24 protein-coding genes and 1 tRNA gene are annotated in these 23,978 nt (G+C 64.6%); 8 read left to right on the top strand and 17 right to left on the bottom strand.

All coding sequences use genetic code 11. The features are described from left to right. Positions 1-28: 28 nt before the first annotated feature. Positions 29-592, top strand: a complete 564-nt coding sequence (locus tag AC07U1_RS21265) for a CinA family protein (RefSeq protein WP_187140179.1) — start codon at positions 29-31, stop codon at positions 590-592. A 68-nt stretch (positions 593-660) separates the two neighbouring features. Further along, positions 661-888 (top strand): hypothetical protein, encoded by a 228-nt coding sequence (locus AC07U1_RS21260; RefSeq protein WP_495197796.1) that lies wholly within the window; start codon positions 661-663, stop codon positions 886-888. An 86-nt stretch (positions 889-974) separates the two neighbouring features. On the opposite strand, the gene AC07U1_RS21255 is transcribed toward AC07U1_RS21260, so the two are convergent. The 3 genes from AC07U1_RS21255 to lipA form a co-directional block, all read right to left on the bottom strand. Continuing rightward, the gene (locus AC07U1_RS21255; protein WP_495177609.1) at positions 975-1,178 is read right to left on the bottom strand and encodes a hypothetical protein; all 204 of its coding nucleotides are present in this window, start codon (positions 1,176-1,178) and stop codon (positions 975-977) included. Between the two features lie 389 nt (positions 1,179-1,567). Beyond that, positions 1,568-2,008 (bottom strand): type II toxin-antitoxin system RatA family toxin, encoded by a 441-nt coding sequence (locus AC07U1_RS21250; protein WP_495177610.1) that lies wholly within the window; start codon positions 2,006-2,008, stop codon positions 1,568-1,570. 8 nt (positions 2,009-2,016) lie between these two features. After that, positions 2,017-2,946 (bottom strand): lipoyl synthase, encoded by a 930-nt coding sequence (lipA, locus tag AC07U1_RS21245; RefSeq protein WP_492739598.1) that lies wholly within the window; start codon positions 2,944-2,946, stop codon positions 2,017-2,019. A 62-nt stretch (positions 2,947-3,008) separates the two neighbouring features. Between lipA and AC07U1_RS21240 the strand changes: the two genes are divergently transcribed. The 3 genes from AC07U1_RS21240 to AC07U1_RS21230 all read left to right on the top strand — a co-directional run bounded on the left by AC07U1_RS21240 (position 3,009) and on the right by AC07U1_RS21230 (position 5,076). Then, the gene (locus AC07U1_RS21240; RefSeq protein WP_495177611.1) at positions 3,009-3,647 is read left to right on the top strand and encodes a carbonic anhydrase; all 639 of its coding nucleotides are present in this window, start codon (positions 3,009-3,011) and stop codon (positions 3,645-3,647) included. Between the two features lie 14 nt (positions 3,648-3,661). Beyond that, positions 3,662-4,237, top strand: coding sequence for a hypothetical protein (locus AC07U1_RS21235; RefSeq protein ID WP_495177612.1), 576 nt, complete (start codon positions 3,662-3,664; stop codon positions 4,235-4,237). Positions 4,238-4,371: 134 nt separating this feature from the next. Continuing rightward, positions 4,372-5,076 (top strand): DUF899 family protein, encoded by a 705-nt coding sequence (locus AC07U1_RS21230; protein ID WP_495177613.1) that lies wholly within the window; start codon positions 4,372-4,374, stop codon positions 5,074-5,076. 97 nt (positions 5,077-5,173) lie between these two features. On the opposite strand, the gene AC07U1_RS21225 is transcribed toward AC07U1_RS21230, so the two are convergent. Both AC07U1_RS21225 and ettA read right to left on the bottom strand, forming a co-directional pair. Beyond that, complete coding sequence (locus AC07U1_RS21225; RefSeq protein WP_495177614.1) at positions 5,174-5,578, bottom strand: PaaI family thioesterase; 405 nt, start codon at positions 5,576-5,578, stop codon at positions 5,174-5,176. 50 nt (positions 5,579-5,628) lie between these two features. Then, a complete protein-coding gene (ettA, locus tag AC07U1_RS21220; RefSeq protein WP_056351379.1) occupies positions 5,629-7,308 on the bottom strand; it encodes an energy-dependent translational throttle protein EttA in 1,680 nt (559 codons plus the stop codon). A 130-nt stretch (positions 7,309-7,438) separates the two neighbouring features. Between ettA and AC07U1_RS21215 the strand changes: the two genes are divergently transcribed. Further along, positions 7,439-8,851 carry a M28 family peptidase gene (locus AC07U1_RS21215; RefSeq protein WP_495177615.1) on the top strand — a complete coding sequence of 471 codons (1,413 nt, stop codon included), beginning with the start codon at positions 7,439-7,441 and terminating at the stop codon, positions 8,849-8,851. 204 nt (positions 8,852-9,055) lie between these two features. Beyond that, on the top strand, positions 9,056-9,307 hold the full coding sequence (locus tag AC07U1_RS21210) for a hypothetical protein (protein ID WP_492742842.1): 252 nt from the start codon (positions 9,056-9,058) through the stop codon (positions 9,305-9,307). 79 nt (positions 9,308-9,386) lie between these two features. Here AC07U1_RS21210 and AC07U1_RS21205 read toward each other — a convergent pair whose 3' ends face one another. Beyond that, complete coding sequence (locus AC07U1_RS21205) at positions 9,387-11,144, bottom strand: hypothetical protein (RefSeq protein WP_495177616.1); 1,758 nt, start codon at positions 11,142-11,144, stop codon at positions 9,387-9,389. 238 nt (positions 11,145-11,382) lie between these two features. After that, positions 11,383-13,065, bottom strand: coding sequence for an AfsR/SARP family transcriptional regulator (locus AC07U1_RS21200; RefSeq protein WP_495177617.1), 1,683 nt, complete (start codon positions 13,063-13,065; stop codon positions 11,383-11,385). Between the two features lie 379 nt (positions 13,066-13,444). Here AC07U1_RS21200 and AC07U1_RS21195 point away from each other — a divergent pair, with 379 nt between their 5' ends. Further along, positions 13,445-13,834 carry a hypothetical protein gene (locus AC07U1_RS21195; RefSeq protein ID WP_495197795.1) on the top strand — a complete coding sequence of 130 codons (390 nt, stop codon included), beginning with the start codon at positions 13,445-13,447 and terminating at the stop codon, positions 13,832-13,834. Positions 13,835-13,856: 22 nt separating this feature from the next. Here AC07U1_RS21195 and AC07U1_RS21190 read toward each other — a convergent pair whose 3' ends face one another. From AC07U1_RS21190 to AC07U1_RS21145, 10 genes are all read right to left on the bottom strand, one after another. Next, a complete protein-coding gene (locus AC07U1_RS21190; RefSeq protein ID WP_492739589.1) occupies positions 13,857-14,771 on the bottom strand; it encodes a hypothetical protein in 915 nt (304 codons plus the stop codon). 5 nt (positions 14,772-14,776) lie between these two features. Then, on the bottom strand, positions 14,777-17,233 hold the full coding sequence (locus tag AC07U1_RS21185; protein WP_495177618.1) for a fimbria/pilus outer membrane usher protein: 2,457 nt from the start codon (positions 17,231-17,233) through the stop codon (positions 14,777-14,779). A 241-nt stretch (positions 17,234-17,474) separates the two neighbouring features. Continuing rightward, positions 17,475-18,242, bottom strand: a complete 768-nt coding sequence (locus AC07U1_RS21180) for a fimbrial biogenesis chaperone (RefSeq protein ID WP_156377820.1) — start codon at positions 18,240-18,242, stop codon at positions 17,475-17,477. Between the two features lie 118 nt (positions 18,243-18,360). Next, the gene (locus AC07U1_RS21175) at positions 18,361-18,960 is read right to left on the bottom strand and encodes a hypothetical protein (protein WP_056351356.1); all 600 of its coding nucleotides are present in this window, start codon (positions 18,958-18,960) and stop codon (positions 18,361-18,363) included. 49 nt (positions 18,961-19,009) lie between these two features. Next, positions 19,010-19,582, bottom strand: a complete 573-nt coding sequence (locus tag AC07U1_RS21170) for a hypothetical protein (RefSeq protein ID WP_156377819.1) — start codon at positions 19,580-19,582, stop codon at positions 19,010-19,012. 26 nt (positions 19,583-19,608) lie between these two features. Continuing rightward, positions 19,609-20,139, bottom strand: coding sequence for a hypothetical protein (locus AC07U1_RS21165; RefSeq protein ID WP_156377818.1), 531 nt, complete (start codon positions 20,137-20,139; stop codon positions 19,609-19,611). Between the two features lie 91 nt (positions 20,140-20,230). Further along, entirely contained in the window at positions 20,231-20,857 is a 627-nt protein-coding gene (locus tag AC07U1_RS21160) for a hypothetical protein (RefSeq protein ID WP_495177619.1), read from the bottom strand. Positions 20,858-20,954: 97 nt separating this feature from the next. Then, a complete protein-coding gene (locus tag AC07U1_RS21155; RefSeq protein WP_187140194.1) occupies positions 20,955-21,539 on the bottom strand; it encodes a hypothetical protein in 585 nt (194 codons plus the stop codon). Positions 21,540-22,347: 808 nt separating this feature from the next. After that, positions 22,348-22,424: transfer RNA gene (locus tag AC07U1_RS21150), tRNA-Pro, on the bottom strand. 61 nt (positions 22,425-22,485) lie between these two features. Beyond that, positions 22,486-23,958, bottom strand: a complete 1,473-nt coding sequence (locus AC07U1_RS21145; RefSeq protein ID WP_495177620.1) for a M20 family peptidase — start codon at positions 23,956-23,958, stop codon at positions 22,486-22,488. Between the last annotated feature and the right edge of the window lie 20 nt (positions 23,959-23,978).

Below are 23,978 nucleotides of genomic sequence, written 5' to 3'. Positions count from 1 at the left end.
GCAAGCCGGGCGCCACAAAGGTTTTCCCATGACTGATACATCGGCCGTCCCCAGCAGTCGCGAGGCCGCACGCGGCGAACTGGCGACGCGCGTGCTGACCGACAACCGCGCCGCCGGGCGCAGGGTCGCGGTCGCCGAGAGCTGCACCGGCGGCATGGTGTGCGCGGCGCTGACCGACATCGCGGGCAGCTCGGACGTGTTTTCGGCGGGCTTCATCACTTATTCGGGCGCGGCGAAACAGGCGCAGCTCGACGTGAGCAGCGAGATATTGGAGACGTTCGGCGAGGTGTCGCTGGCGACCGCCTGGGCGATGGTGGCGGGCGCGCTGGCGAACAGCGATGCCGATGTCGCGGTCGCGATCACCGGGATCGCGGGTCCCGGCGGCGGGTCGGAAAAGAAGCCGGTGGGCCTGGTCGTCTTCGCGCGCGGGCTGCGCGGGCAGGACCCCGACGATTATTTCACCCAGCGGGTGCAGTTCGAAGGCGGCGACCGTGCGGGGATCCGCCACGCGGCGACCTTGTTCGCGCTCGACCTGCTGTTGCCCGAGAAGGATACGCTAGGGCCGTCGGAGGATATTGCGCTGCCGGCTTGAACCGGGGGAGAGCGGCTTTTGTCTGCTTTGGGGTGGGAAGCGGACATAAGGTTTGGTAGGCTTCGGGCATGTCTTCATCTCGATTTACAGATAGTGATCGGCCAACCGATGAAGAGGTAGAGGCAGCCGCACGGCAGCTACATTTGTCCGGAGAAGAGCACGGCTGGTGGCCGGAAAGCGTCTCCAGCTACGATTCTCTCGATCCGATTGGCAGGGAAGAGTTTGACGCCATCGTCGAACGCATCTTGATGTCCGCCGCTGCAGCTAAGCGCAAAGCCGCAAACGGCTATTCATAAATCGGAATGATCGCAATTTGTCGCTAGCCGCCATCGCATCCGGATCGGCGGTGATCGACCGAAACGAGGTGCTTTGCGGTCATTCCTCAGTCATCAATTTTCACGCGGACGCAGGCGCGAAAGACGCCGGTCTCACCTTCCTCGCGATGCCAAATCTCGACCACGTCGTAGTAGTTGAAATATCCGCCCATATCCTTCGAAATGGTTTCGCCAAGGTGAGGTAGGAACGCGAAATCGCCTTCGAAGAGAGGCGTCAACTCGTCCGTCTCGTAAACTTCCACGTTGGGCATCGCAGTCTCCTCACGCGATTTTGGAAAAACGCAAAATGTCCGCAACTGGTCGCTAGCAGCCAATCCCACACCCAGCGGCAAGCATCCAGAAATGGGAGAGGCTGGACGTAAATTTCTCCCTGTCGCGCAGCGATGGGGAGGTGGCAGCGCGAAGCGCTGACGGAGGGGCCGACGTCGTGAGGCGGGCAAGGCCGCCGCCCCTCCACCACCCTTCGGGCGGTCCCCCTCCCCATGCCTGCGGCACAGGGAGGATTTGGTGGCCGCAATCGCGCGGCTAGCCCGCTCGTCATCCCGGACTTGATCCGGGATCCACCGCAGCCTCGAAGTCATGGACCCCGGATCGAGTCCGGGTTGACGATGGAGTGTGGGGCCTCCGTCGGAAAGCCTTGCTATGCCGCTACCCCGTACAACTCCCCCGCCCGCGTCTCGAACGCCGCGATCATCTTGCGCAGCGCCTTGTCGAACATCTGGCCGGCCAGCGCCTCGAACATGCGGTTGCGGAAGGCGAAGTCGACCATGAAGTCGACGCGGCAGCCGCCCTCTTCGAGCGCGGTGAAATGCCATTCGTTGGTGAGGTGGCGCATCGGGCCGTCGATATAGCTGACCGAAACCTTGGTCGGCCGCTCCTTGTGGACGCGGCACGAGAAGCTTTCGCGCAGCCCCTTGAAGCCGACGATCATGTCGGCGACCGCCTCCTGCTCGCTATCGCTGCGGATACGCAGCGCGACGACCCAGGGCAGGAAGTCGGGATAATGTTCGATATCCGCGACGAGCGCGAACATCTGTTCGGCGCTGTACGGCAGGACGCGGCTTTCCTGATGCCTCGGCAAGTCGGTGGTCAGTCCGCCGCGGCGCGGGCGAGCTTGGCCTCGCGCGCCGCGCGCATGACCTCGAAATCGTCGCCGGCGTGGTAGGACGAGCGGGTCAGCGGCGACGCCGCGACCTGCAGGAAACCCTTGGCGCGGGCGATCTGCGCATAGGCGTCGAAGGCCTGCGGGGTAACGAAGTCGATGACCTTGGCGTGGCGCGGGGTCGGTTGCAGATATTGGCCCATCGTCATGAAATCGATGTCGGCGCTGCGCATGTCGTCCATCACCTGGTGGACCTCCATCCGCTCCTCGCCGAGCCCCATCATGATCCCCGACTTGGTGAAGATCGACGGGTCGCGGCGCTTGACGCTTTCGAGCAGGCGCAGCGAGGCATAATAGCGCGCGCCGGGGCGGATCGTCGGATAGAGCCGCGGGACGGTTTCGAGATTGTGGTTATAGACGTCGGGGCGCGCATCGACGATCGCCGCGATCGCGCTTTCGGGCTTGTTGCGGAAATCGGGGGTCAGGATTTCGATCGTCGTCGTCGGGGTTTCGCGGCGCAGCGCTTCGATCACCTTGACGAACTGGCTCGCGCCGCCGTCGGGCAAATCGTCCCGGTCGACCGAGGTGATGACGATGTGGCTGAGCCCCATCTTCGCCGCGGCGATCGCGGTATGTTCGGGTTCGAACGGGTCGACCGCGCGCGGCATGCCGGTCTTGACGTTGCAAAAGGCGCAGGCGCGGGTGCAGGTGTCGCCGAGGATCATCACCGTCGCATGCTTCTTGGTCCAGCATTCGCCGATGTTCGGGCACGCCGCTTCCTCGCACACGGTGTGCAGGTTGAGTTCGCGCATCAGCTTGCGCGTTTCGGCATAGCCGGGGCTGGTCGGCGCCTTGACACGAATCCAGTCGGGCTTGCGTTGGCGCTGCGGGGCGGGCTGGGGCACGGGAGCGGTCATGCCGCCCACATAGTCGCGCGCGCCGCTCTTCTCAACCTCACTTGTTGTGCTAAGGCGCGCGCATGACTCGCTTTGCAGATATGATCGATGGCTACCGGCGTTTCCGTAACGGCGGCTGGCAGGAACAGCGCGAACGCTGGGAACAACTGGCCGAGGGCCAATCGCCCAAGGTGATGATCATCGCTTGCTCCGACAGCCGATCCGAACCGTCGCAGATTTTCGATACCAACCCGGGCGAAATCTTCGTCGTGCGCAACGTCGCGGCGCTGGTGCCGCCGTTCGAGACGACGCCCGGGCGTCACGGCGTCTCCGCCGCGCTCGAATTCGCGGTACAGTTCCTGAAGGTCGAGGAAATCGTCGTGATGGGCCACGGCCTGTGCGGTGGCTGCCATGCATCGCTGCACCGGACGATGGACGGCGCCGAGCCGGGGCGCGGCGGTTTCATCGCCGACTGGATCGCGATGCTCGACGATGCGAGTGCGGCGGTTCGCGCCGACTATCCCGATTTCGACAATCGCGAGGCGGGTCGCGCGATGGAAATGGCGGCTGTGCGCGTGAGCATAGCCAATCTGCGCACTTTCCCCTGTATCGAGGAGAAGGAAAAGCGCGGAAGCCTGAAACTGCGCGGCGCCTTTTTCGCGATCAGCGACGGGGTGCTGCACGTGATGGACGACGCGACGGGAGATTTTGCACCCGCCTGACAGGGGAGACGGACATGAGCAAGAATGCGATGTGGCTGACGATCATTTTCGTGGCAGCCATTGTCGGAGCGCTGATGGGGCCGTCGATCGGCAGCCTGGTCGGCGAAGGCACGATGCTCATCCTCGCTCCACTGTTCCTGATCGGGGTGGTGGTCTTCTGCATCTGGGCGCTGTCGAGCAACAAGAGCGGCGCCAAGGCCGATCCGGCGGCGCTTGCCGACGCCCGGCAGATGCGCGCGCCCGACGGCAAGGCGCGCATCTATGTCACCCGCCGCGGCTTCGTCGCCGCGCTGCAGGGGATGAATGTGACGATGGGCGCCGCGCAGGGGCAGATCAAGTCGGGCCAGATGCTGATGGCCGATGTCGAACCGGGCCAATATGTGATCCACGTCGCGACCGCCAAGGCGAAGCTGGCGCGGCCCGCCGATATCGAAGTCGATGTCGGCGCGGGCGGCGTGGTCGTGATCGACGCGATGATCGAAATGGGAGCGCTGAAGGGCGGCGTGAAGCTGACCCGGCTCGACGCGACGCAGGCGCGCGAGAATGTGAACGCGACCAAGCTGATCCTGTGGGAAGTACCGCCGGCGTAATTTTCCGATCGCGCGGCAACTCGTCGCCATTATCGGGCGTTTCCCGGTCAAGGCGGCCCGCATCTGCGGGCAGCCGATTTTGCGCTTTCCCGGCAGGCTGGCAGAGCGATGACAGTCGCAAACAGGGAGACACTATGGCCCTTCGCCAACATTTATTGGCCGCACCGGCGCTCGCGTCGCGGCGGCGCCCCTTTCCCGGCGAGGACGATGATTATGCAAAGGCCCGCAAATCGCTGCTGGCCGAGGAAATCGACCTTCGCCGCAAGATAACGCGCGTCGCCGAACAACGGCGCGCGCTGCCGCCCGGGCCGCTGATCGGGCCGGATTACCGATTCAAGGACGCCAATGGCGCCGACCTCGGGCTCGCCGAGCTGTTCGGCGAGCATGACACGCTGGTGACCTATTTCTGGATGTACGGTCCCGACCGCGAACGCCCCTGCCCGATGTGCACCAACTGGCTGGGGTCGGTGAACGGCAACGCGGCCGACATCAAGCAGCGCGTCGCGCTGAAGATCGTGGGGCGCAGCCCGGTCGAGCGGCAGAAGGCGTTCGCACAGGAACGCGGCTGGCAGGCGCTCGACTTCGTCCAGACGGTCGGCGACGACTATGCGCGCGACTATCATTTGCTGAACAAGGACGGGACGGAAAACCCGGCGCTGGTGGTCTATAAGAAGAATGGCGCGGGCGTGCGGCTGTTCTGGAAGAGCGAGATGACCCGCGACATGGCCGATCCGGGGCAGGACCCGCGCGACGCGCCCGATATCGCGTCGCTGTGGAATGTGCTGGATTTGACCCCGCACGGACGCGGGACCGACTGGTATCCGGCGCTGGAATATTGAAACACACGCTCGTCATTGCGAGGAGCGAAGCGACGCGGCAATCCAGGGTGGTGAAAAGCCGCTCTGGATTGCTTCGCTTCGCTCGCAATGGCGATATTTAGGGAATCGCGTAGGTCACATTCGCCTGCCCGACGGGCTTGTCGATATCGTCGGTCCAGATCCGCACGTCCATCACCGCGAGCCGCTTGCCCAGCCGCAGCATATGCGCGTCGGCGAACAGCGGGCCCGGGCGGCAGGGGCGCAGGAACTGGTAGTTGAGCCCGCTCGTCACCGCCATCGCGACCGGGCCGATATGCGCGAGGACGAGCGCATAGGCGGCCATGTCGGCGAACCCCATCTGGGTCGGGCCCGAGATCAGCCCGCCGGGGCGCAGCGCCTTGTCATTCGGGTCCATGCGCGCCTGGATATGGCCGGGCGCGGCGGACACCACATGGCCGCGCGATCCCGGCGCCGAATGCGGGAAGGCCTGTGCCATGAAGGCGTTGAGCGCGTCGGCGTCCAAACGGATCGCGCTCGATGAAATAGGCTGCTCCCCCTCCCCGCTCATACCGGTCAGCGCGTCAGCTTCTTGTACGACGTCGCGTGCGGGCGCGTCGCATCGTCGCCGAGGCGGCGGATCTTGTCTTCTTCATAGGATTCGAAATTGCCTTCGAACCATTCGACATGGCTGTCACCCTCGAACGCGAGGATGTGGGTCGCGAGGCGATCGAGGAAGAAGCGGTCGTGGCTGATGACCACGGCGCAACCGGCGAAATTCTCGAGCGCTTCTTCGAGCGCGGCGAGGGTTTCGGTGTCGAGATCGTTGGTCGGTTCGTCGAGCAGCAACACGTTGCCGCCCTGTTTCAGCATCTTGGCCATATGGACGCGGTTGCGTTCGCCGCCCGAGAGCTGGCCGACCTTCTTCTGCTGGTCGACGCCCTTGAAGTTGAAGGCGCCGACATAAGCACGCGTCTGCATCTCGTGCTTGCCGATGTTCATCATTTCGGCGCCGCCCGAGATTTCCTGCCAGACATTATTGTCGGGCTTCAAATCGTCGCGGCTCTGGTCGACGAAGCCGAGATGGACGGTGTCGCCGATCGTCACCTTGCCATTGTCGGGGGTTTCCTGCCCGGTGATCAGCTTGAACAGCGTCGACTTGCCCGCGCCGTTCGGGCCGATGACCCCGACGATGCCGCCGGGCGGCAGCGAGAAGGACAGGTCTTCGAAGAGCAATTTGTCGCCATAGGCCTTCGAGATGTTCTCGACCTCGATCACCTTGCCGCCGAGGCGCTGAGGCACCTGGATGACGATCTGCGCCTTGCCAGGAATGCGCTTTTCCTGCGCCTCGACGAGCTGGTCGAAGCTTTTGATACGCGCCTTCGATTTGGCCTGGCGGGCTTTGGGCGACTGGCGGATCCACTCGAGCTCGTCCTTGATCGCCTTCTGGCGGCCCTGATCCTCGCGTGCTTCCTGCTCGAGGCGCTTGCCCTTCTTTTCGAGGTAGGTGGAGTAGTTGCCCTCGTAGACGAAATAGCGGCCACGATCGAGTTCGAGGATCCAGTTGACGACATTGTCGAGGAAGTAGCGATCGTGGGTGACGAGGATGACGTTGCCCGGATAGTCGACGAGATGCTTTTCGAGCCAGGCGACGCTTTCGGCGTCGAGATGGTTGGTCGGTTCGTCGAGCAGGAGGATCGAGGGCTTTTCGAGCAGCAGGCGGGTGAGCGCGATGCGGCGCTTTTCACCGCCCGAGAGGTTTTCGACGCTTGCGTCGCCCGGCGGGCAGCGGAGCGCTTCCATCGCGATTTCGAGCTGGTTGTCGAGCGTCCAGCCGTCGACCGCGTCGATCTTTTCCTGCAGCGTCCCCATTTCCTCCATCAACGCGTCGAAATCGGCGTCGGCGGGCGGATCGCCGAGCAGCGTGCTGATCTCGTTGAAGCGGTCCATCATGTCGGCGACGCCGCGGACGCCGTCCATGACATTTTCCTTGACCGTCTTGGTCGGGTCGAGCTGCGGCTCCTGCGCCAGATAGCCGACGGTGATGCCGTCGCCGGCCCAGGCTTCGCCGGTGAATTCGGTGTCGATCCCCGCCATGATCTTCATCAGCGTCGATTTACCGGTGCCGTTCGGGCCGACGATGCCGATCTTGGCATCGGGATAGAATTGCAGGCTCAGATCCTTGAGCGTCGGCTTTTGCGCGCCGGGATAGGTCTTGTTCAGACCCTTCATCACGAAACTATATTGAGCGGCCATGGGATATGCTCCGGTATGTGGCGCGGCCGCGCGGGCGACCGGGAGAGATGTTGCGCGCCGGTTAGCGAATGGGCGCCCGCTTGGCAATCGACGCTTGCCGCCGATGGCGGCGCAGAGCTAGGACGACGCCATGACAAACAGCCTTCGCATCCTCGCCCTTGCGTCCGCCGCGCTCGTCGCTGGGGGTGCCGCCGCCATCCCGCCACCCCCGCCCCCCACTGCGGCCCAACTCGCCGAGCGCGGCGACAACCTTGCCTGGTCGATCACCGAGGACCTGACGACGGAGATCGGGCCGCGGCTGGCGGGCACCGAGGCCGAATCGGCGGCGCGGCGCTGGGCGGTCGCGCGGTTACAGGCGATGGGCTTTGCAAATGTCCGCGAGGAACAGTTTCTGATGCCGACCTGGGTGCGCGGCGACGAGGAGGCGTCGCTGATCGGACCGTTCCAACCGCAGAAGCTGGCGATCACCGCACTCGGCAACAGCGCCTCGACGGGGCCGAAGGGGGTCGAGGGCGATATCGCCTATTTCCCGAGCTACGACGCCCTCGCAGCCGCGCCCGACACGCAGGTGCGGGGCAAGATCGTCTTCATCGACCATCAGATGGAGCGCGCGCAGGATGGCAGCGGTTACGGCCAATACGGCCGCGGCCGCTTCATCGGCGCCAATGCCGCGTCGAAGAAGGGCGCAATCGCGGTGGTTATCCGTTCGATCGGGACCGACAATCACCGCACCCCGCACACCGGCGGTACCAATTTCGAGGCCGGCGTGAAGCCGATCCCCGCTGGGGCGCTGTCGAACCCCGACGCCGACCAGCTGGTGCGCCAGTGGAAGCGCGCGCAAGCGATGCGCACCAATGAGAATGAGATGGGCTACACCCCAGAGGCGGTGCGGATGAAATTGCTGCTGACCCCGAAGCAGGTCGGCGAGCAGCATTCGGGCAACGTCATCGCCGAAGTGCCGGGCAGCGATCCCGCCGCCTCGCCCGTCATTATCGCCTGCCACCTGGACAGCTGGGACCTCGGCACCGGGGCGATCGACGATGCGGCGGGCTGTGGCATCATCACCGCCGCCGCGAAGCATGTGATGAGTGCAGGCCAGCCGCGCCGCACGATCCGCATATTGTGGGCAGGCGCGGAGGAGGTCGGGGTGTTCGGCGGCAAGGCCTATTTCGACAAGCACGGCACCGAGAAGCACGCTGTCGCGCTCGAATCCGATTTCGGCGCCGACCGTGTCTGGCGCGTCGATTTCAAGCTGCCGGCGAGCGCCAAGGGAGTCGAGGACCGGATCTCCGCCGAGCTGGCGGGTTTGGGCATCGTACGCGGCAAGGATCCGGCGGGCGGCGGCGCCGATATCGGCGCGCTGGTCAAGGCTGGCGTGCCGACGATCGACCTGCAGCAGGACGGGACCCGCTATTTCGACCTGCACCACACCCCCGACGACACGCTCGACAAGATCGACCCGGCGCAACTGCGGCAGAATGTCGTGGCGTGGACGACGACTCTGGCGATTCTCGCGGACAGCAGCGACGCCGAACTGCCATGATACTCAACTAAAACAGTAGGATTTCGGCCGCGCCGGTTTCAACTCAATTATTTTTGTTGACGATTGGTACGGAACGGCTAAATCCCGCCGCTCGCGGGACGGGAAAGTTCCCCATCGCGTAAAGGCATTTTAGGGAGCCACACATCATGAAGAAGTTTGCTGCTATCGCCGTTGCTGCCAGCATGTTCGCCCTCGCCGCTTGCGGTGAAAAGGCTGCTGAAGAGCCCGCCACCACCGAAGCTCCGGCCGCAGACGCGACCGCTGAAGCTGGTGCCGACGCCGCTGCTGCCGGTGCCGACGCTGCTGCTGCTGGCGCCGAAGCTGCTGCCGCTGCTCCGGCTGCTGACGCTGCTGCTGCTCCGGCTGCTGACGCCGCCGCTGCCCCGGCTGCGGACGCCAAGGCTGCTGCTCCGGCTGAAGAAGCCAAGAAGTAAGTCACAGCCCCTCGGGGCATGACTGAACCGAAAGAGGCGGTCTTCCTTAGGGAAGGCCGCCTTTTTTCGTTGGGGGCGAAGGATGCGCGAGACGCCGCGCGCTAATCGTGCACCCAAAAGCCGCTCGCCGCGAAGTCGACGCCGAGCCACCAGTCGGGGCGCGACGTCCCGTAGCGGAAGTTGACGCGTCCGGCCTGACTCTGCAGCGGCGAGGTGACCTCGCCCGCGGCATTGCGCTTCGCCTTTTGTGTGGCGGTTTCAGGCACCACCATCACGATATGCCCCGACTTTCCCTCGACCGTGTTGCGGCCGCAGATGATACCGAGCCCGCCCGCATTGGCGACATCCTGCAGCTTGGTGAGGGTGCCCGTCTGGCGCCAGCCATAGTCGGAGCCATAGTCGGTGAGCCAGCGGTAGAGCGCGTTGGCGCGCATCTCGTCGACCGTCGCGAGATAGGCGGGCTCGACCTTTTCGCCGGTGCGCAGCCGTTCGATCGCCTTCGACGTCCACCACACCCGCGGCAAATAGGCGCCGGCGAGGGTGCAGAAATCATGGGCATAAAGGTTGCAATAGGTCGGCCCGGCGGGCTTGTAGCGCAGATGCACCGGATTCTCGCTGTCGAGATAGGCGATGATCGCGGCGATATTGGCGCAGCGCGCGGCCGCCGACCCGGTGCCCCGCGTCGGCATGTTCGCCTCGCTTAGCGGATAGGCGCCGCCCTGATTGGGCGGGTCGGTGCGTTTGGTGACCGCCCCCACCTTCCGCTTGAGATGAACCTCGGGAAGCACCGAACCCGATGCGGTCGCCGGACGCGAGGGAAGCGCCACCGGCGCCGCGACGGGCGGCGCGGGTGGCGGGGGCGCGACCACCGCAGGAGTCGCGACGGCCTTCAACAACGACGCCGAGGCGAAACCACGCTTCAATGCGCCCTGGATGCTCGCCTCGACTTCGAGGAAGCCGTTCACCGGCACGTCGCTGATCGCGCGGACCAGCGAATGACGCGGCAGAGCGGCGAAACGATTGTCGGGCTGCCCGGCGCCCGGCTTCGCGGCGGTCCGACGCAGCGCCAGCGGGTCGGACAGGGTTTCGACGCGGTAGGTCTTGCCCGTCGCGGTGACGGGGGACGGCGGCGGCACCGGCGTCGGCGGCGTGATGACCGGCGGCGAAAAGACGACCGCACGCGCCGCCTTGATATATTCGGCGATGAACTGGCCGTAATATTTCTTGCTGCCGTCGGCGAGCTTGACGAAGTGCCCCTGTTGCAGCCCTTTCGCCGAATTATAGCCGCCGGTGTTATAGGCGATCGCGACCGCGCATAGCTCGGCGTCGGTCAGCACCGGCCTGCCGTCGAGTCCGATCTTCGTCTTTTTCGCCTTCAATTCGGAGAGGCATTTGCCGAGCGACTTTTCGAACACCTCATAATCGCGGTTGAGGAAATAGTCGGGATCGACGTTGCGGAAAAATTGAATGTCGTACTGGAAGATACCGTAACCATGGCAGAATTTATTCTGGTTGGTGAGAACCGGCTGGTACGCAGAGATTTTGGCCGCCATCGCGGCCAGAGCGGATCTGGCGATCGCGAACATCTGCGCGCCCTTGGGATGCGCCTCCAGTTCGGCGCGATTTTTCGGCCAGGCGCTTTCGCGCTTGGGGAAATCGAGCGTGTCGCCGGTGCAGAGTTTCAATATCTGCTCGACCGGCAGGCCACGCCGCGACAGTGGACCCCAGATTTCCTTGCCCGTTTCCTGATAGGCGATCGCCGCGATCAGATCGAGCGTGAACGGCGTGCCGCGGACCGCCTCCAGGACGCGCGTACCGAAATTGCCCTTGAACCAGGCCATATCCTGCGAAATGCTCATGCTGCTGAATCCCCATATTTGAGGCAACAGCGTCTGGCATGGCCGACCGGCGTCCAGACAGGCCATCGCCTGCCGTCCCATCTTCAACCTCTAGGCCGACCCGGAATGTTTGTTGGACTCGGCGCGACAAAGCGCGCCCGGACGACAAGATGATGCCGCATTTGCGGGCCGAGTCAATCGCGGCGCTTGTCCCCGTGCGCCGAGGCCCGTAACAACAGTCGGTCGTCAGACCGGGGCGTCAATTCCCCGTTGTGCGTTCCGGCGAACGGCATCGATCGAACAGCTGCGACATCGCGCCGTAAAGTCTGCCGTTCCAGATAGGGTCCTTGAACGGAATAGCCTTCAACAATTCGAGGTCATAGTCCGGCCTGCTGCTCAACAGCTTCGCCGCGGCACGCTCGGCCTCTTCATGATCGCCGTTCATCCAAAGCGCCGCGGCCCCATAGACATGGCCGAACGAATATCCCGGACGCCGGGCCAGTGCGAAGTTGGCGCTGTTGACCGCTTCGTCGTAGTTTTCGAGCATGATATTGGCGAGCGCCAGTTGCCCGAAGCGATGAAAATTCTTGTTGTCCTGGGGGGTCAGGCGCAAGGCCGTATGGATCGTGCGGATTCCGTCCTCGGGTTCGCCGGACAAGATATAGCAAGTGCCCAACTGGGCGTAGGCGGGCGAAAAGCTGGGATTCAGCGCAATCGCCTCGTGCATCAGGGCCGCGGCACTGTCATGCTGGCCCTGCCACATGTCGATGACCCCCAGCAGCAGCCACGCCCGCGCGTCATAAGGATCGATGTCGCGCGCGAGCGCGACCCGAGCGCGGAGATCGTCGAAAGATCCCGGCACCGATGCGGTCGCCCAGATACGAGAGGCCTCCGCTTCGGCCTGCTCGATTATGAGGTCCACCGTTCCCGGTCGCGCCGTCGCCGCGAGGTCCAGCAGATCGGCGGTCAGTTCCGCATCGGCACGCGTGAGGCGGCGCTTGTGCCAGCGGGCGCGCCACAAAAGTTCATCGGGATTGAGATCCTCGATCGGGCGATCCTGCAACCGTTCCGCCTGATCGGCCTCGATACGCGACGAAACCGCGGCGATGGCATCGATCGCGACGCGCTTGATATCGCCGCCCTGCCCGTTCTGGTTGAGATCGTGACGGCTCGACCAGATCACGCGGCCCGAAGCCGCCTCGCACAAACTGATCAAAATCGCCTCGCCCGGCCCCGGTTGGCAGCTCAAAAGATACGCCACCCCCTGCGTTCTGGCCGCGCGAACCAGGCTGCCCCGCCCGGACAGGCGCTGGTTCGCCGCCGGCGCTCCGACAAGGGGCAACCAGCGCAGGCCCGCGATGCTCTCGGCCAAATGACCGACCAGCTCCTCGACGACCGCGGCCTGGCCTTCGGGGAGGTCATGATCATGGACCAGGATGCTGATCGCGGGGCGTCCATCGGCCTGCAGGCCATCGTCGTCGGACAACGCGGAGGGCCGATCGCCGACAAAGAGGTCGCCGGCGGCCTCGCGCGCCGAGTCGATGGCCTGCCGTTCCTCACGGAGCCAGTCCTCGAATCCTTCTTCCCAGGCGATGTCGATCCCTTCGAGAAATTCGTCGCGCGATTCAGCGACCCGGGCGGGGTCGCGGACGTCGACGAGGATCTGCGTCAGATCGAGCGCGACGGTTTCGTAACCGATAATCAACAAGGGATGATCGCCGGAATTGACCAGCGATCGCAGGTTCGAAAGCTCGCGGCGAAGGCTGGCTTGCGAGTTGGCGCGCTCGCGGCTGCCCCAGATGCGCTCCTGCAACCAGCGGCGCGAGCGCTCGCCCGAACGGGACGTCGCCAGCATCGCGAGCAGGATGCGCGATCGTTTCGCGGCAATCGGCACGCGCGCCCCATCTGGTCGCGCCAATCGAAACGATCCGATCAGGTCCAACCGGAAAAATTTACTTCCCACCACACCCAAGCCCCATGATTAATTCTATATTATTTTTGTATGTTTTTGCAAAAAGTAAGTTTTATTTTCGAATGACCCTAAATTAATTTGGGGTGGTGCCGCGCGAATTCGCCGCATCGCGCCCTGCCCCACCTTCGGCAACGAATTCCATCGGCGATGGCCCCGACGACGCAGAATGGCGGCGGTCATGACGATCTCTGCCGACCCGAATCGCCATCCGCCGTCGCGCAACACCCTGTCGCCCCGGCCCGATCGGCCTGCTTCCAATCCCTTCTTAACTATTTCGCATTAGACCCCCGGTGTCGAACAGGAGTTGAGAACGCCAATGTTGCGAAAGAATCGAATTGCCGGGGCCACGATGCTTGCCGTCGTCGCGCTTTCGTCGACCCCGACTGTGGGGAGCGTCAGCAAGACTATTTACCTGCGCGCGCATGTTCCGGTGTATTGCAACGTCGAGTTGCTGCCGACGCTGGGCGGCGTGTCGAACGATGGTGTCGTCAACCTGGGCATGTCGCAGGAGCTGTGCAACTCGCCGCGCGGCTATCGCGTCATCCTCCAGCATCCGGTCGACATGCCCGAGGCGGCGGTCATCAGCGATTCCGATCGGATCCCGCTTTCGGCGACCGGTGAAACGGTACTGTCCGATTCCGACCATGCGGGCTTTCATTTCCGCCAACTGGCGCTCGACCTCGGCGACGATCCGGCAACGATCAACCGCCTCGGCCTGCGGATGGAAGTCAAATATTGACGCGTTGAGCGGGTGACCGTCATCAGGTCACCGGCGCGAGCGTCAGGATCAGCGTATCGCTATAGGCTCCGGCGCGTTTCGACGACACATCGTCGACGACGACCTCGAGCGGAATCTGCTGGCCGGCGAGTCCGGCGCGCGGATTGGTGAAGCCCGCCCCGGTATCGAGCGCCAGCGCGCGACCGCCAAAACGCACCACATAGGGAATCCGGTCGGCCTTGTCGGTGCCGGCGGCGCCTTCGCGTAGCATCACGCTGCCGTTGACGCTGCGCGCGGTGACGGCAAAGCGCCCGGTGCTGCGGACCGAGACCGACAGCGACCGCGTCAGCGTCGAAAAATCGAGAAAATCGATTTCGCCCTGGGTCGATGCGCCCGCGACATTCGCGCTCAATACATTGGGTACCTGGACCGTGACGGTCACGATGCCCGGGATTTCCTCGGGTATCGAGCTATCGCGGTCGGCGCACCAATAGCGGATCGTGTACTGTTCGCGATAGACACCCGCCGGCAGATCTTCGCGCAGGTTGGTCAGGAACAGCCGCAGCGTCGCCTGCTGGCTGTTGTCGTCGGCGCCGAGCGTGACCGATCCCGACCGCAACAGCGCATAGGCTTCGTTGCGGGTCGCGCCGATATTGCGGCCCGAATCGTCGCTCCGCCATTCCAGCTGCGGCCCGCCCGTCACACCGACGCGCGACCGGACCGACGAATCTTCGTCGACGATCTGGTACGCCACGGTGATCGGCGCGTTGCCGACCCCGACCCGGCGAAACATCATCGTGACCGGCTGCATGACCTGCGCCGCGCCCGTCGCGTCGAGCGGATCGACGCGGACGTCGGCTATGATTACCGGATCGACCGTCACGCATTGCGCGGCGGCGGTGGTGCCGAATGCGGCCAGAGGAAGAGCGACCGCAAGGGCCATCGCGAAGTTTTTCACGCCGTTCACCTTTCATCCGCTGGATTGACATCGCCGATGCGCACGATGCCGGAATCGGTTTCCGGTATATCCAGTTCATATATGATCGGCGGGCTATCGTTCATTTCGATCCGCCAGCGACCGGGCCGCAGCCCGCTGATTCCAAAACGGCCCTGCCGGTTGGTGAACAGTTCGACCCGGCGCTGCTCTCCGCCGATTTCGATCGCCTGTCCGACCTTGAGCGCCAGCGGTTCGCCGCCGAGGGTCAGTCGGCCGATCGCCATCACATTGTAATCCGATCCCACGGCGACGACATATCCCGACCTGTAGGGCGCATACATGCGGATCGATCCGGTCCCGAGGTCGAGGCCGGCCGTCGCATTGGGGACATCATAGGTCAGCGTGCGCGGCGAATAGGAACCGACCTGCCCATAGAGCGCGGGGCCGAACGTCCCCGAGCGCGCCTGATAGCTGCCCTGCGACGGCTCGACCTCGATCGACAGGCCCTTGCCGCCCTTATACGGGCGCATAATGGCGAAGCTGTCGCTGATCGGACGCCCGACCGCGAAGGATCCGCCGGCGAACGCAATCGACGACGCGACGCGCAGCGACGTGCGCTGATCGACGATGCTGTTGCTCTGCTGCGAATAGGCCGCGGTGTGGGCGAGGCCGACATCGGCGCGGTTCGCGACATAATTGCCGCTCGCGTTGACGCTGTAGGTGTCCGACGCGACATCGACGTTGGCGACGCCGCTCCACGCCCCGACGCCATAGCCGCCGGAACTCTGCATCCCCAGCCGGACGCGGTCGTCGCGGCTGTCATATTCGGCGCGCGCCGAGGTGCGGGCGCCGAAACGCCGGACCAGCGAAACCCGGACGCTCTTGTCGTCGCCGCGCGCGCCGCGGCTCCATTCGCCGTCGATGACGACGTTGGTCGACAGGTCGATCCGGTGCCCCGCGCTCAGGCGAATGGAGCGTTCGTCGGCAAAGGCGCCGCGCCCTTTGGAATAGCGGGCCTGCGCCCCCAGGAACGACGCGCGGCCGAGCGAGCGGTTGAAGCTGACCGTGGCGTTGAAGCTGTACGGATTGTCGGCGGCCAATTGCCCCACGGCGCCGAACCGCCGGCTTCGCGTTTCAAAGGTGGCGATGAGCGAGGAGCCGCCGTTGGCGGCCTGGGTCACGCGCTCGATCGAGAAATTGGCCGCCCAGCCGCTGCCGGTCGACGGAATATAGCTGTAGGCGACGTCGCCGCCGATCGTGCCCCAGTCGGTGCCCAGCACCGCTTCGCCGCCGACGAGATACGCCTTGTTGGCATATTGGAAATTGCCGCCGAGGGTCAGATTGTCGCTGAGACCGCGGCGGTAGAAGCCGGAGACCGCGAGATCGTTGCTGTAATCGAGTCCGTCGGTCCGGGCGGTGAGCACGCCGATGTTGAGGTTATATTCGGACAATCCCTGCGCGAGCTGGCTGCGTTCGATGAAGGTCGTGAAGGCGATCACGTCGCGGCGCCCGGTGTCGTCGACGATCACCAGTTCGACGTCGTTGCCACCCTGCGCGAAGGGGAAGTCGCTGACATTATAGGTGCCCGGCTGCAAGCGGAGCGTCCGCACCGTGCGACCGTTGACGATCGCCTCGACCGTCGCATCGCGTTCGAGCGAAAAGGTGCGGCCGCCGCGCGGCGCGACGTTGCGTTGCGGGTCGAGCAAGGCATAGCTGCGCGCGATGCCGATACCGGCGATGTCGACGGCGCCCTGAAAGCCCCGGCTTTCCGAAAGCAGGTCGCCCGCGGTCCACCGCGCAAGACGGTCGGAATCGTCGTAGACGACCCGCGATCCGGTCCGGCGGAAACTGCTTCGCTGGCCGTTATATTCGCCTTCGGACTCGACGACGAACTTGCCGATGCGCGTGGCGCTGTCGAACAACAGGAAGGGATCGCCGAGGCCGGTCTGGCCGCCCTTGTGGACATAATCCAGCGATCCGCGAATATTGACATAGGCGGAGAATTTCTCCGGCGCCGCAAACTCGCCGATCTTGGCGGGATCGAGGTCGCTGAGGCCGATCGTGCGCAACGCCCGGTCGGCGGTCGCGATGCTGAGCGTCAGTTCGAGGGTTCGTTTGTCGAACAGGAGCGGGACGCCGCGTTGCTCGAACAGCGAAAGCGGCGCGAAGCCCTGATCCGACGGTGTTGCCCGCAATTCGCTGAGCCGGGCCGTGTCGAGCCGCGGCGTGAGCAGTTCGACAAGCCGGTCGACCGAAATCAGGATCGTGTCATCGGAGGTGATCTGGACTTCGATGTCACCGACATAATTGGAGCCGTCCTTGACCGGAACGACGATCGTCATGGTCCGCCCGGTGCTGTTCAGGCGGACTTCGTCGGTCGCCTGCATCGCAGCGGCCGAGACCGAGCCGAAGGGCAATGATACGCCCTGGGTCGCGGGTGGCGGCGGCAACGACGCCTCCTCGCCCGCGCGCACGACAGGCATCCGCGGGACACAGATCCTCAGCGACAGCGGCTCGCACGATCGTGTCGCCGGCGGAAAAATGGCCTTGCCGTGGTCCCAAGGAACAATCGGGGCCGAGCGCGGATCCGGATTCAGCGGCGCGCGCGAAGCGTCCCGCACCTCCGCCGCGTCGACCGGAAGCGTGAAAGCCAGTGCCGCGGCAACAGCCCAGGGGCATGCCCCCCATCGATAAGATCGCCGAACGCCCCCTCGCACGATGGAATCAACGCGACCGGCCGGACGTCAGCACTTCCGCAGTGCCTTCCGGGTTTTCAAGATCGATCGGCGCCACGAACTTGCGGCTGGTTTCGGGGCCGACGAGGCCGAAACCGATCATCTGCTGCACGTCGCTGCTGTTGAGCGACCGGCGGAAAAGCTCTTTGCCACCGGCATCGCGCTGGATCAGGGTGAGCGACCCGCTGCTGATATAGCCGTAATTCTTGCCGGTATTATGCACGGTAAAGGCGATCCGTGCCGGAGCATCCGCGACCGGGCGCACGATTTCCGCGCTTTCGATCGTCAGCTTGGGGTCCCCCGCGACGATCGAAGAGACATTGATCATCGCCTGGAAATTATAGAGCACCTGGATCGTCGACTGGCCGCCGGGGACTTCGACCGGCAATTGCGAAACCTCCGCATAATAATGGCGACTGCGATCGACCTCGGGGTCGCCGACATATTGGATGCGGAACGACTGGGTCGCGCCGGGGGGGATGATGGCCTGCGCGGGAAAGGCGACGAGGTCGTCGGTCAGGCGATCGGATGCCTTGACGGTGTCGGGCAGCAAGTCGGCCTCGACCAACCGGATTTCGACCGGAAGCGGGTTGGTACCCGTGTTTTCCACCCGGATTTGCCCGCCCATCTGACGCCCGGACATCTGCAAGTCGAGGATGACCGGCTGAACCGTCATCGCCGCCTGTGCGGCGGCGGAAAACAAACCGAGAATGGCCGCAAACGCGGCGGCAACGAACAACGACTTCAACTTAAGCATCTTGCCCCCAAAAGTGCCGCCTTGCCGGCAACACGAAATTTGGCAGGCGTCGAAACCACGACGCCTGCCCCCCAATTCACTTCGGTATCAATCGTGCCACTGACATGGCTGAATGCCGTCACCCCGCCACGGAAATGGTGATGGTCAGCTGATCGGTGTAGGTGCCAGCAAGCATCGGGGCGTTGGTGGGGTCGCGCAGCAAGCCCATGCGGACGTCGAAGTCGCGCACGCCGGGCGGAACGCGCGAACCATGATCGTAGGTCCGGCTATCGCCGGGCGCCGACGGCACGAAGTTCAGAACGCCCCAGCTCTGGTCGCGCCAATTGGCGTTGTAGGTCATCCGGCGCATCCGCACGAAGCCAGCGGGCGGGCTTCCCGACGAGGCATCATGGGCCAGTCCGCCGTTCGAGCTGGTCACCGTGATCGTGTGCGTGGTGTTGCACGCCGCCTGACCGCGGACGCGGATCGCGACCTCGGCGGTCGACTGAACCGCATTGCCGGCGCTGTCAGCCACCAGCGCGGAGGGGATCGTCCAGGTGTTGCCGCTGAACTGCGACGCGCTGACATTGTTCGTCGAAGACGCGAACTGCCAGGTGCTGGGCAGGCTGCAGAAGGCTTCGGCGGTGCCGATGACATCGACCGAAGCGCTGTCCTGCGCCGCCGCCGGTGTTGCAAGCGTCGCCAGTGCAGCGACGCCGAGGATCAAAATGGATTTCATGACGGAGGTTCCCCCATGGCATGCGGAAAGGTGAGGACGAGCCGACATCTCAGTTCGTCGCCAAAGTGACGGTGACGCGGCCGCGATAGCTGCCGGCTTCGAGCATCAGATTGGGCTGTTCGGCCCGCGCTGCGGTCAGCGTCTCAAGTTTCGAGATATCGAGCCGCAGCCCCGCGGCAGGCGCTGCGCGCGCTTCGGGCCATTCCAGGAATGCCTGGTCGCTTCCACTGCGCGGGCGAAAGCCGACGGGTGCCGCCCATCCGACGAGCTTCGCATCAAAAGTGATGTGACGGGTCATGTAGGCGGGCTGGGCATAAGGCTTCGCGGTCTCAAGCGTCATCGGCTGCCCCTCGATCGTCAGCCGGTGCGAGGTGTTGCACCAGGCGTCGGCGATCACTGCGGTACCGACCGTCGTTGGCACCTTAAGCGACGCAGCGAGGAGGCCGTCAGGACCCGACAGATCGCCGAGGTTGATCTCGGTGACGTTGGGCGATCCCAGGCTGCAGGCGCCGATCACGGTCGACCCGAGCTCGATCTCGGCGGAAACTTCATTCGCATGGGCAACGCCGGATACAGCAAGCGCTGCGATCCCGACGGTCACCAATTTGAGGCGATGGAACATATCGTCACTCCCAAACAAGATCAGCATCACTGGGCGAGCGAAACGGTGAGGCGAACCTGACCGTTATAGCTGCCCGCGACGGGACGAAGATTGTTGGCCACGGTCGGATTGGAAAGCGTCAGCTTCATCTGACCAATGTTCGCCTCGGGTGCGGAGATTTCCTGGCCCGACGCGGCCGTGCTGGTGACGTTGCCCGTGACATCGTCCCAGACCAGCGTCGCGGTGTAGTCGACGCGATTGGTGAACGACGCCGAGTCAGAAACGAACGTCACGGTGTCGTGCCGCAGCGGGTCGGCCGTGATCGTGACTTTCGACGGTGCGTTGCAATAGAAGCTCGCCGCAAGTTCGCGCTCGTCGGTGCCACTGAAATCGCTGACGATCTGCCCCGTCGCGCCGGTCAAGCTGCCGAGGTTGATCGGAGTCGAACTGATCGACAGTTCGGAGCAAAAGGGCGCGACTTGCGATTTGACGGTAAAGGTGTCGCTGTCCTGCGCCATGGCAGGAACCGCATACACCGTGGCGCCCAGCACCAATGCGCGAAGCAGGGTGGTTTTCACGATCTTCTCCTATACTCATCCGCGAGGCGGACGTGCTGTTCGGCGGCTAGCGATGCCGCCATGATCTCACCGACCGGTGAAAAATTCATGGTCATGCCCGCACCGCCAATTCGACGATGATGATGTCGCGATACCGACCAAGGGCCGGGTCGTCGGTCGCACCGGGACCGTTCCAGCGCAGGCTCATCGTGCCCGACCGGTTGATGGCGGTGGCGTCACCCGACGACCACCCCTCTCCTCCGCCAAAGGCACAGCCCGAACCTTGCTGATCGGACAATTGGTCGGCGCGACACCAGCCCAGAGCATTTGCCCCGGAGTCGGTGTCCACGTTGACCGAAATTTCATAAGGGATGCGCCGGGCTACGCCTTCGAGACCATGCTCGGCGACGAACCCGCCTTCCCCGGACCGTACGCGCAGTTGAAACGGCGCGTTGCAATCGAGACCGAAATGCGCCTTGGCATCGCCCTGGCGATTGAAGTCCAGTCGGTCCGCAGCGAGCATCGGCGGCGATGCCATGCGGCACCGGGCGCTGACTTCGCCCCGCAGATCGATCCGCAATTCGGTCGGCGCACCCAGCGGCGCATCGGATGACGTGTAGCCGGTGCCCAACGCCGCCACACCGAGTTCGCCCGCCGAAGCGGTCGCCGCCCCGCCAATCCCGCCGAGCAGGAGCAGCAGGGCAGAGGCCCGGTGCAAGGTGATGGTCAATCCGCGCATAAAATCCGATGTCCGCTGGATGCGATCCGAAAGCGTTCCCCGCCCGGCCTGTCATCGACACCAAGAGGCGCGATAACAGACGGGCGGGGAATGCCGATTAGATGGCGGTGGCGGTGAAACGGACGTAGCCGTTATAGTCGCCAGCAACCGCACGACGGTTCGACGGGTCGGCAACGACCTGGATCGAGTCGGCGCCGCCGAAGGCACGCAGGCCGGTTTCGAATGCACCACCGGTCGCGCCGGTCAGGCTCTTGACGCCGCTAGCTTCGCCAACCGTGCTCAGGGTCGCATCCTGGCCCGCACCGACATAGACACCAGCGTCGGTGACGACGACGACGTCGAAACGATTGGTGAACGAGCTGGTATCGGCGCTCGACGACGTGCTGGTCAGTGCACCGACCGACAGCGTCACGTTGGCGGCGCCGTTGCACCACACGTTGCCGAAGCTGCGGTTGGTGAAGGTCTGACCCGCGAACTGGCCGTTGGCGTTTGCCAGATTGACGCTGATGTCGGCCTGGTCCCAAGCCGCGTCCGAAGCGGCGCCCGACTTGTGGTTGCCAACGCCGCACGCCTTGTCGACGGTCGCGCTCAGCAGGATTTCACCGGTCGCGCTCGTCTGCGCAAAGGCCGGGGTCGAAGCAAGCAGGCCAATGGCCGAAACAGCAGCAAAAAGGGTCTTCATGATCATCTCCACATGTTGAACCGACCCGGCGGGCCGGCGTAGCTTTCCCGGAAGACCGTCCCCCTCCCCACAGGATGGAAACCGGCCCCTTGTTGCGCCGCGATCGCTCGCCACGCATCCACCTGCTCGCGCCGGGATTGGACACGAACCTGCGGCGGGGCCGACGGCCCCGAGATTGGGCTTTGCCCGCAAGGACGCAGCCGCAACTCCGCCGAACAGGCCGAAGCCCGCCGACAAAAGCTCTATGGTTAGTTTGCGTGGCCGTTACCCGGCCGGTGGCCCCCCGATCGCCGTGGCGATCAATGCCCCATTAGTCGTCCAAAGCGGTGCGACAGTTTCCGCCTGGCTCCCCCTCGCAGAACCAATCCTTAATCTTGTGTCAACTAACTGCGGGGCGGTCGTCCCGACATCGTGAAAAAAACGTCCGACTATCGTGAATACTGGAGAGCCGCTTCTGTCTCAGTTCAGGACATTAACCAGTGGATCAACGCGTTACCGCGCTTTGCCAAAACGGACCCAACAAAGTTCGGGTCATTGCGAGTCGCGCGAGGCGGATTTTGACCCCGGCCATTCGACCGACGCCCCTCCGAGTCGCCCCCGAGTCGCAAGCGCCGTGGGACAGCAGGAATCGCTTCACCGGGGAATTTGCGCGCTATGCCTTATGGGTAGGGAACGTCCGGATATGCTGGTGGGTTGGCTCGCTACGGGAAGTTGTGTCGCGCGCGGGTCGTGCGCGAAGCCATGCCGCCGCGTCTCCTGACCATGGCGGGCCGACGCCAAGCGCCGGGAAACACGTCAAAAGTGGAAATGGTCGGGGAGACAGGATTCGAACCTGCGACATCTTGCTCCCAAAGCAAGCGCGCTACCGGGCTGCGCCACTCCCCGACGCCGTCGCGCCTTTAACAGGCTGGCGCGGGATGTCTATCCCGGCCGGCCCGTCCGCCCCCTAACCCGCCGACGTCGCGATCAGCCGGGCGTAGAAATCGATCATGCGCTGGAAGCTGTCGATCGCCATATGTTCGTTGGTGCCGTGGATCATCGCCGTTTCCTTCAGCGAAAAATGCATCGGCATGAACCGGTACACATCCTGCGACACCCCTTCCATGCTGCGGCTGTCGGTGCCGGCGACGACGAGCGTCGGCGTGAGCACGGCTTGCGGTGCGTCGGCGCGCGCGGCGGCAGCGATCCATTTCCAGCCCGGCGAACTGGTCGACGACACGCGCGAGGGTTCGCGCGGCGGCTTGACCCAGGCGAGATCGACCTTGGCATCGCCGACCGCCGCCCGCGCGCGCGCCATGACGTCCGCCGAGCTGTTCCACGGCGCGATGCGATAGTTGATCAGCGCATTCGCCGATTGCGGCAGGACATTTTCCTTGGGGCTCCCTTCGAGCATCGTCGGGGCGATGGTGGTGTGAAAGGCCGCGGCGGTCGAGGGCGTCGCGCCGAGCTGGCGCTTCAGCAGCGGCGCGAACAGCCAGGGGTTGGCGACCGCCATCCTGGTCGTGCCGCCCTTCTTTGCCGCCAGCGCCCCGATCATCGCCGCGCCCGGACCGCGCAATTCGATCGGAAAGGGATCGCCGGTAATCCCGAGCACCGCCTTCGCGAGCGTTTCGACGCCGGTTTCGGCGGGCGGCATCGAACTGTGGCCGCCGGGAGCGTTGGCGGTGACGCGCAGCGTCGCATAGCCTTTTTCGGCGATGCCGATCATTATCGCGGGACCATCGATGACCGGGGTGTCAGTGAGTATGAGGCTGCCTTCGTCGAGGGTGAAGATCGCCTTCACCCCCTCTGCCTTGAGCTTCGCCGCCGCCGCGATCGCGCCGGTGCCGCCGGCTTCTTCGTCGTGGCCCGAAACGAGATAGATGCCGCGTTTCGGCCTGAAGCCAGCCTTTGCCAGCGCCTCGGTCGCTTCGAACAGCCCGATCAGCGAGCCCTTGTCGTCGACGGTGCCCCGGCCCCACACGGCCTGCTCGGCGATCGTCCCGGCGAAGGGCGGGTATTTCCAGTCCTTTTCGGTCCCCGCGGTCACCGGCACGACGTCCTGATGCGCCATGACGATGATCGGCGCGAGCGCGGGGTCGCTGCCCGGCCAGTGATAGACGAGCGTCCGGTTGGGCAGGATCGTCCGTGTCATCGCGCCGTGGGTCGCGGGATAGGTCGCCGCGAGCCACGCATGGAGTTTATCCCATTCGGCGATCTGGTTCTCGGCCGGGTCCTGGTGCGAGATGGTCAGGAACCGGGCCGCAGCGCTCAGATGCGCGACCGCGGCGTCCAGATCATAAGCGGGAACCGCGGCGAGCCGGACGTCGCTGCCGTCGGCGATGTTCGCCGGCTCGAAGGTCGCGGTGCGGACCGCGACAGTTCCGGCGATGACTGCCACGATGGCCAGTCCGCCCAGCAGGATCACTCGCCTTTTCACCGTCACCGCTCCCCCGTATT

This window comes from Sphingopyxis sp. GW821-FHT02C12, assembly GCF_059421785.1.
The sequence above is the reverse complement of the archived record's forward strand: the minus strand, read 5'-3'. Positions and strand labels throughout refer to the sequence as shown.